The sequence below is a fragment of the Micromonospora maritima genome (assembly GCF_902825405.1).
Classification (GTDB): Bacteria; Actinomycetota; Actinomycetes; order Mycobacteriales; family Micromonosporaceae; genus Micromonospora; species Micromonospora maritima.
Window position 1 is genome coordinate 1 of sequence record NZ_CADEAU010000256.1, and the last position, 7,813, is coordinate 7,813.

Annotated in this window: 7 protein-coding genes and 1 pseudogene; 5 read left to right on the forward strand and 3 right to left on the reverse strand. The window is 74.0% G+C overall.

All coding sequences use genetic code 11. From position 1 onward, the window contains the following. The 3 genes and pseudogenes from HUW36_RS20735 to HUW36_RS20745 all read right to left on the reverse strand — a co-directional run. A pseudogene (locus tag HUW36_RS20735) lies at positions 1 to 120 on the reverse strand (alpha/beta hydrolase); the annotation flags it as partial. Beyond that, positions 117 to 1,340, reverse strand: a complete 1,224-nt coding sequence (locus tag HUW36_RS20740) for a cytochrome P450 (protein WP_174529689.1) — start codon at positions 1,338 to 1,340, stop codon at positions 117 to 119. The gene HUW36_RS20740 and the pseudogene HUW36_RS20735, both read right to left, overlap by 4 nt. A gap of 67 nt (positions 1,341 to 1,407) precedes the next feature. Beyond that, positions 1,408 to 2,691, reverse strand: coding sequence for an SGNH/GDSL hydrolase family protein (locus tag HUW36_RS20745; protein ID WP_174529695.1), 1,284 nt, complete (start codon positions 2,689 to 2,691; stop codon positions 1,408 to 1,410). Between the two features lie 309 nt (positions 2,692 to 3,000). On the opposite strand from HUW36_RS20745, the gene HUW36_RS20750 reads away from it, so the two are divergent. The 5 genes from HUW36_RS20750 to HUW36_RS20770 all read left to right on the forward strand — a co-directional run bounded on the left by HUW36_RS20750 (position 3,001) and on the right by HUW36_RS20770 (position 7,608). Next, positions 3,001 to 4,560, forward strand: a complete 1,560-nt coding sequence (locus tag HUW36_RS20750) for a class I adenylate-forming enzyme family protein (protein ID WP_174529690.1) — start codon at positions 3,001 to 3,003, stop codon at positions 4,558 to 4,560. Beyond that, positions 4,557 to 5,780 (forward strand): MFS transporter, encoded by a 1,224-nt coding sequence (locus HUW36_RS20755; protein WP_174529691.1) that lies wholly within the window; start codon positions 4,557 to 4,559, stop codon positions 5,778 to 5,780. Before HUW36_RS20750 ends, HUW36_RS20755 begins: the two co-directional genes overlap by 4 nt. A 35-nt stretch (positions 5,781 to 5,815) precedes the next feature. Next, a complete protein-coding gene (locus HUW36_RS20760) occupies positions 5,816 to 6,205 on the forward strand; it encodes an MmcQ/YjbR family DNA-binding protein (RefSeq protein WP_174529692.1) in 390 nt (129 codons plus the stop codon). Positions 6,206 to 6,246: 41 nt separating this feature from the next. Next, positions 6,247 to 6,939, forward strand: coding sequence for an SGNH/GDSL hydrolase family protein (locus HUW36_RS20765; protein WP_174529693.1), 693 nt, complete (start codon positions 6,247 to 6,249; stop codon positions 6,937 to 6,939). A 99-nt stretch (positions 6,940 to 7,038) separates the two neighbouring features. Continuing rightward, positions 7,039 to 7,608, forward strand: coding sequence for a GNAT family N-acetyltransferase (locus tag HUW36_RS20770; RefSeq protein WP_174529694.1), 570 nt, complete (start codon positions 7,039 to 7,041; stop codon positions 7,606 to 7,608). Positions 7,609 to 7,813 lie beyond the last annotated feature (205 nt).

A 7,813-nucleotide genomic window follows, 5' to 3' on the forward strand; every position in this document is an offset into this window, starting at 1 on the left:
GGCGCGGATCGCGGCGAGGTCGGCGGCGCGGGCCTCGGCGAGGGTCTGGGCATAGAGCGGCGCGGTGCCGGCGGCGGCGCGCGCGGCCCGCCACGCGACCACCTGCGGGTCGAGCGTCATCCGGCCTCCCCGGTGGTGACGAAGAGCTTGTCGATGCCGCGCAGGAAGAGACTCCCGCTGTAGGTGTAGGGCTGGGTGACGGCGAGGCGGGGGAACCGGGCGAACAGCCGGGGCAGCGCGATCCGTCCCTCCAACCGGGACACCGCCGAGCCGAGGCAGAAGTGCAGCCCGACGCCGAACGCCAGCGACGGCGGGCCGTCGCGGTGCGGGTCGAAGCGGTCCGGGTCGGGGAACCGGGCCGGGTCGCGGTTGGCGGCGGCGATCAACAGCAGCACGTTGTCGTCCCGCGCGACCGGGACGCCGTCCACGTCGGTGTCGGCGGGCGCGGAGCGGGCCAGGAAGTGCACCGGGCTCTCCAGGCGCAGCACCTCGTCCACGCAGCCCTGGGCCAACGCGTCGTCGCCGGGCAGCGCCGCGGTCACCTCGGGATGGTCCAGCAGCAGCGGCAACCCGTTGCTGAACATGTAGACGGTGGTGACGAAGCTGGCGTTGAACAACACGATCAGGTTGCTGATCAGCTCGTCCTCGGTGAGGTCGACGTCGCCCGCGTCGAGCACCTCGACCAGCCCGCTGATCAGGTCCGTGGCGGGCGAGCGACGCCGGTGGGCGATCAGGTCCCGGTAGTAGACCCGCAGCTCCTCGGCGGCCTGGTTGGCCCGGACCAGGCGCTCCGGCGTCTTGCCGGAGACGTCCATGTACTCGTCGATCCAGTCGACCCGCTGCCGGTACCAGGCCAGGTCCGCCGCGGGCAGGCCGACGAACTCGGCCATCACCAGGGCCGGCACCGGGTACGCGAAGTCGGCGACGAAGTCGACCTCGGCGCCGTGCCCGCCGGCCTCGGCCATCCGGTCCAGCCGTTCCTCCACGATCCGCACCACCACCGGCTCCAGCGCGCCGAGCCGCCGCGGCGTGAAGGTCTTCGCGAAGACGGCGCGCATCCGGGTGTGGTCGGGCGGGTTGACGAACATCATCGAGGTGAGGAAGGTGCGCAGGATCTCCTGCTCCTCCCAGCCCGGCGGGAGGCCCTTGTACCAGCCGGGATCGCGCAGGATCCGGTCCACCACGTCGTAGCCGCCGGCGACGGCGGTCACGGTGCTGTGCTCGGCCCGGACGGGGATGTGGTTGATCGGCCCGTGCGCGTGCAGGGCCGCGTAGAACGGATAGGGGTTCTGCCGGCCCTGTTCGCTGTACAGGCCGGTGAGTATCTCGCTGACGTCCACGGCGGTCGTTCCTCCCCAGGAATGGCGGCGGGGGCGGCCGCCGTGCCGACGCCGCCCCCGCCCGGTGTCACAGCCCGAGCAGCCGCAACGGAACGGCGTTCGCCATCGCCCGCGCGCCCGCGTCGTTCGGGTGGATGTGGTCCCCGGCGTCGTAGGCCGGCAGCAGCCGGCTCGGCCGTGCCGGGTCCCGCAGCACGGCGTCGAAGTCGAGCACGCCGTCGAACTCGGCCCGACCGGCGCCGCGCAGCCAGGCGTTGACCGCGTTGCGGGTGGCGTCCTTCTCCTCGGTCCACACGCCCGGACCGCCGTTGCCCTCGTACGGCGTGATCGTGCCGACCAGGCTGGTCAGGCCGCGCGCCTTGACCTGCTGGTTGAGCTGCCGCAGCGAGGCGATGATGGCCTCCGCGCTGTCGCCGCTCATCCAGATGTCGTTGATGCCCAGGTGGGTGATGACGGTGCGCACTCCGGTCTGCGGGAACACGTCCTCGTTGAGCCGGGCCAGCGCGTTCGGGCCCAGCTCGTAGTAGCCGGGGAAGCCGCCCGCGCCGGGCTCGGTGCCCTCGTGGTTGAGCCGGTTGCCGGCCAGGCTGAGGTTGAGCACCCCCGGGGTGCGGACCTCCGGACGCGCGTCGATCAGGCGCTCGGCGAGCAGGTCCGGCCACCGCTGGTCGGCGTTGACGGTGCTGCCGTTGCCGTCGCCGATGGAGTCGCCGAGCACCACCACCGAACCCGGGCTGGCCCGGCGCTCGACGTCGATGCCGGACAGGAACATCCAGCAACAGTTGGGCTTGATGGTGAACCCGGCGCCGCCGGCGCTCGTGGTCAGGTCCGTCGCGCCGATGAAGTTGGTGACCCGGGACTGGCCGTGGAACGTGACCGGACCGGTGAGCACCGGGAAGTACAGGGTGACCACCAGGTCCTCCTGCTCGGCCACCGGATAGGGCAGCGGGTCGCTGAGCAGCTCCGCGCCCTTGTTGATGGTCGCCGACGTGCCGCCGGAGAACCGCAGCTCCCGGACGCTGGCCGGGTCGACGTCGGACAGGTCGTCGGTGGTGGCGGTGTTCGGCCGGGCGACGGTCGCGTGGCCGACCTTCACCGCCTGCTCGCCGTAGAGGTTCGTGAGTCGGACCCGCAGCCGGGGACCGCCCACCGTGGTCTGCACGGTCATCCGGATGCTCTGGTCGTTCAGGCCGGTGTTGGTCAGCCCCACGGTGTTGCCGCGGGTCACCGCCGCGGCCCAGCTCCCGGCCCACTCCGCGCGCCCGTGCCCGGCGCGGTCGGTGTCGGTGGGGCCGGCGCTCGCGGTGACCGCCGGGGTACCGGCGAGCAGCAGCGTTGCGGCGGAAGCTATGACGTGCCATCTCTTCGGGGTCGGCATCGATCCTCCATGGTCGGCAGCCCCGGGCGTGGCGCGGTCGGCGTCACCGCCCGGTCGATGGACGGGAAACTAGCCGTCCGCGATGACGAGCGTCAATCAACCTGATCGACCTGATCAAATGCCCGGGGGGCGCGAGCCGACGCCGATCGGCTCTGTCCGCCGTGGACCGTGTCTGCCTAGGCTCGGAACCGGCGGCGGTGCGGTCGCCGACCCTGGCACCTGCCGTCTCGTCCCGGCTCCGACCTGCCCGGACGCCGCTCGCGGACCACGATGGGGGCTGCCATGACCGACCGCCCGAACTACGTGCACGAGGCGCTCGACCTGTTCGCCGGATTCGGTGACCGGGAGGCGCTGGTCGCGGGCGACCGCCGGCTGACCTACACCCAGGTCGCCGCCGAGGTGCGGAGCCTGGCCGCCGCGCTGCGCCGGCACGGCGTACGGCCGGGAGCCGCGGTGCTGGTGATGCTCGGCAACACCCTCGAGGGGCCGCTGCTGCAACTGGCGCTGCACCTGCTCGGTTGCCGCAGCATGTGGATCGCCCCGGTCACCTCCCGCCGCGAGATCGACGAGTTCGTCGCGTTGGCCGAACCGGAGGTCTTCGTGCACGACCCGCGCGACCCGCTGGGCGGGCGGCTCGCCGCCGGCCTGACCGGCGTACCGGTGCTCTGCCTCGGCCCGGGCGGCGCCGGGCCGGACCTGACCGCCGGTGGCGCGGAGCCGGAGCCCTCGCCGGCCGACGTGCCCGCGCCGGAGTCGTTCCTGCAGACCAGCGGCACCACCGGCACGCCGAAGCTGGTGCACCACCGGGAGAGCTTCTACCGGCAGGTGCTCGCGCTGGCCGCCGACTTCCGCGGCGCCGGGTTCCCGCTGCTGCGGCACCTGTCGCACTCCCCGATGTGGCTGGCCAGCGGCCAGATCACCACGTTGTTCAACCTGTTCACCGGCGGGGTGCTGTTCCTGCGTGAGCGGTGGGACCCGGCCGCGTTCGTCGCCACCGTGGACGCCGAGCGGCTCACCTCCACGTTCGTCACCCCGCCGATGCTCTACGAGGTGCTCGACCACCCCGACCTGCCGGGCGCCGACTTCTCCGCGATGTTCATGTTCAACGTGGGCGCCGGGCCGGCCGCGCCGGCCCGGCTGCGTCAGGCGATCGCCCGGTTCGGCCCGTGCCTGCGGATCGTCTACGGGCTCAGCGAGGCCGTGGTCATCTGCGCGCTGCCCGGGCTCACCGAGGACCCGGAGCACCCGGAGCGGCTGCGGTCCTGCGGCCGGCCGTACGGGGACGTGACGGTGCAGATCCGCGACGCCGACGGGCGGGTGCTGCCGGCCGGTGTCGACGGCGAGGTGTGGGTGCGGACGAAACTGAGCTTCGCCGGCTACCACGGGCAGCCCGAGCTGACCGCCGAGTCGCTCGTCGACGGCTGGGTGCGCACCCGCGACATCGGCCACCTCGACGCCGACGGGTTCCTCTACCTGGTGGACCGGCTCCAGGACCGGATCCTCACCCGGCAGCGCAGCTGGCCGATCTACTCCCGCCCGATCGAGGACGTGCTCGCCGGTCACCCCGAGGTCCGCGCCGCGGCGGTGATCGGCGTGCCGGACCCGGTGGCCGGGGAACTGCCGCACGCGTACGTGGTGCCCGCGCCGGGCGCGACCGTCACCGGCGACGAGCTGATCGCGCTGGTGTCCGAGGAACTGAGCGAGACATGGGCGCCGGGCGCGGTGGAGTTCGTCGACGCGCTGCCGCTCAACCGGTCCGCGAAGGTCGACAAACGGGCGTTGCGGGCCCGGTACGCCGCCGCGCATCCGGCCGACACCGACTCGGTGGGGACCCCGGCGTGAACCCGCGCCGGGAGTTGTACACCCTGGTCGGCGCCGACCTGCTGTCCAACCTCGGTACCCGGATCTCGGTGGTCGCCATCCCCTGGCTGGTGCTGGAGACCACCGGCAGCCCGACCCGGATGGGCCTGGTCGCGGCCGCGGAGACGCTGCCGTACATGCTCTCCAGCGCGCTGGCCACCCCGTGGGCGGACCGGTTCGGGGTACGCCGTACCTCGGTGTTCGTGGACGCCGCGAGTGCCGCCGCGATGGCGGTGGTGGCGCTGGCGCCCTGGCTCGGGTTCGGCACGCTGCTGGTGCTGGTCGCCGTCGCGGGCGGGCTGCGGGGCATCGGCGACCGGGTCAAGCACGTGCTGTTCAAGCCGGCCGCGGAACGGGCCGGGGTGCCGCTGATCCGGCTCACCTCGGCCTACGACGGGCTGGCCCGGGGCATGACGTTGTTCGGCGCGGTGCTGGGCGGCCTGCTCATCGACTGGGTCGGGCTGACCCGGGCGATCTGGATCGACGCGGCCACGTTCGCGGTCTGCGCGTTGCTGATCGGGCTGCTGGTCCACCCGCCCGCGCCGGCCCACCCGGCACCCCGGGAGCCCTACCTGCGGGCGTTGCGCGGCGGCTTCGCGTACCTGCGCACCGACCGGACGCTGCTGACCATGCTGATCGTGGTGTCGGCGTCCAACATGTTCGCCAACGCCAGCGTCGCCGTCTGGATCCCGCTCTGGGTGAACCAGGTGCTCGGCGACCCGGCCGGGTTCGGGCTGCTGCTGGGGGTGTTCTCCGCCGGCGCGCTGCTGGGCAACCTGCTGTTCACCCTGCTCGGCACGCGGTTGCCGGGGCAGGCCGTGTTCGCGCTCGGGTTGGCGCTCAGCGGTACCCCCCGGCTGCTCGCCCTGGCGCTCAGCGACGACCTGGTCGTGGTGCTGGTGGTGACGTTCCTGTCCGGCATCGGGATCGCGGCGGTCAACCCGCTGCTCGGCGCGGCGCTCTATCAGCGGGTGCCAGAGGCGTTGCAGACCCGCGTGCTGGGCATCTCCGGCTCGGTGGCCTTCCTCGGCCTGCCGGTCGGCGCGTTGCTCGGCGGCTGGTCGGTGGCGGCGCTCGGGCTGCACCGGGCGCTGCTGGTGATGGCGGTGGCCTGCCTGGTGCTCACCGTGGTCCCGCTGCTGTTCCGTCGCCCGTCGACCGACCGCCCCGCGCCGGAGCCGGTCGCGGCCACGCCTGCCTGACCGGCGGTGTCGGTGGGTGGGCGTAGGGTCGGCGCATGGCGAGCTGGGACGACGTCCGGCGGGTCGCGCTGGCCCTGCCCGAGACCACCGAACGCGGGTCCTACGACGACCTGCCCGCCTGGCGGGTGCGCGACAAGATGTTCGTCTGGGAACGGCCACTGCGTCGCGCCGACCTCGACGCGCTCGGCGACGCCGCGCCCGACGGGCCGGTCCTCGCCGCCCGCGTGCCCGACCTGGGCGCCAAGGAGGCGCTGCTCGCCGACGACCCGGCGGTCTACTTCACCGTGCCCCACCTCGACGGCTACCCGGCGGTGCTGGTGCGGCTCGACCGGATCGGGGCGGCCGAGCTGACCGAGCTGGTCACCGAGGCGTGGTACACCCGCGCCCCGAAGCGGCTCGCCGCCGCGCACCGGGCCGGAGCCTGACGGCCTTCCTCCGGCGCGTCGGCTCGGCTAGCCTGCCGGGCATGCCATCGACGCTGACCGAGGCGACGGACCCCTGGTGCCTGCGACCCGGTGAGGCCGGCGAGCTGCTGCGTGGGCATCCGTGGCACCGGTTCGTGGTGCTGGGCGACAGCGTCGCGGAAGGGCTCTGCGAGCCGGTCGACGGCTACCCGGACGTGCAGTGGGCGGACCGGGTCGCGGCCGAGCTGCGCGCGGTGCGGCCCGAGCTGGCCTACCTGAACCTGGGTCGACGTGGCCTGCGCGCACACGAGGTGCGGGCCACCCAACTGGCCGCCGCGCTGGCCTTCGGACCGGACCTGGCGCTTGTGGTGTGCGGCGGCAACGACGCGTTCCGGCCCGGGTACGACGCGGACGCGGTCGACGCCGAGCTTTCCGCGATGGTCACCGCGTTGCGCGACGCCGGAGCGGACGTGATCACGGTGGGCATGTTCGACGTGTCGCACAGCCCGGCCGTGCCGGACGCGCTGCGGGCCGGCCTGGGCGAGCGGATGCGCCGGCTGTCCCGGCACACCGGCGCGGTGGCGCGGCGCCTCGGCACGTTGCACGTGCACCTGACCGACCACCCGCTGGTCGCGGACCCGTCGCTCTACAGCGGCGACGGCCGGCACGGCAGTGCCCGCAGCGACGCGATCGCCACCGCCGAGACCCTGCGCGTCCTCGCCGCCCGCGGCACTCCCCGGCCACCCGCCGTCTAGCCCGGCCGGCGGGGCGGTACGGGCGGGGCGCTCGTCGTGGTCGGACGCCGCGCCGGCGCGGGGCGGCGGACGGCCCGACCCGTCGGTACGGTGCGGAGAATGGACAGTGCCCGTCCCCCGGTGCCCGGCGTCGTCCACGAGGCGCCCGGGTCGACCGTACGACTGCGCCCGGTGACCGAGGACGATCTGGCGATGTTGCGCCGGTTCGCGGTCGAACCCGGGCTGGTCGGGCTCGACTGGGCCGGCTTCCGGGACCCTGCCGCGCCGGCCCGCCGCTTCGCCGAGGACGGCTACCTGGGCGAGAAGGTCGGCGGCCTGATCGTGCAGGTCGAGCCCCCGGGCGTCGCGGCGGGCTATCTCAGCTATCTCCAGGGCCAGTACGGTGGGCGGGCGCCCTACTGGGAGATCGGGATCGTGCTGCTGCCCGAGTGGCGCGGCCGGGGCATCGGCTGGCGGGCCCAGGCGCTGCTGTGCGACTACCTGTTCAGCCACACCCCGGCGCAGCGCATCCAGGCCGGCACCCACGCGGAGAACGCGGCCGAGCAGCGGTCGTTGGAGAAGGCCGGCTTCCAGTTGGAGGGGGTCCTGCGGGCCTGCGAGTTCCGGGCCGGCGCGTGGCGCGACGGGTGGCTCTACAGCCGGCTGCGCGACGACCCGTCGCCGCTGTGACCGGCGGGCTGCGGCGTCCCCCGGCCGGGTTGCGCCGTCGCGACGACGAACCTCCGGCCACTCCCCTCGGCTCCGGCGCGGACCGGTGCGCCGACGAGCGCCTGTCGAGCTGACATCATCAACGACTCACCCACGCCACATCCCCACGGCCGCCCCACGCCCGTCCGACCGGCCCCGGCCTCGGCCCCGGCCCCGGCCCCCGCCC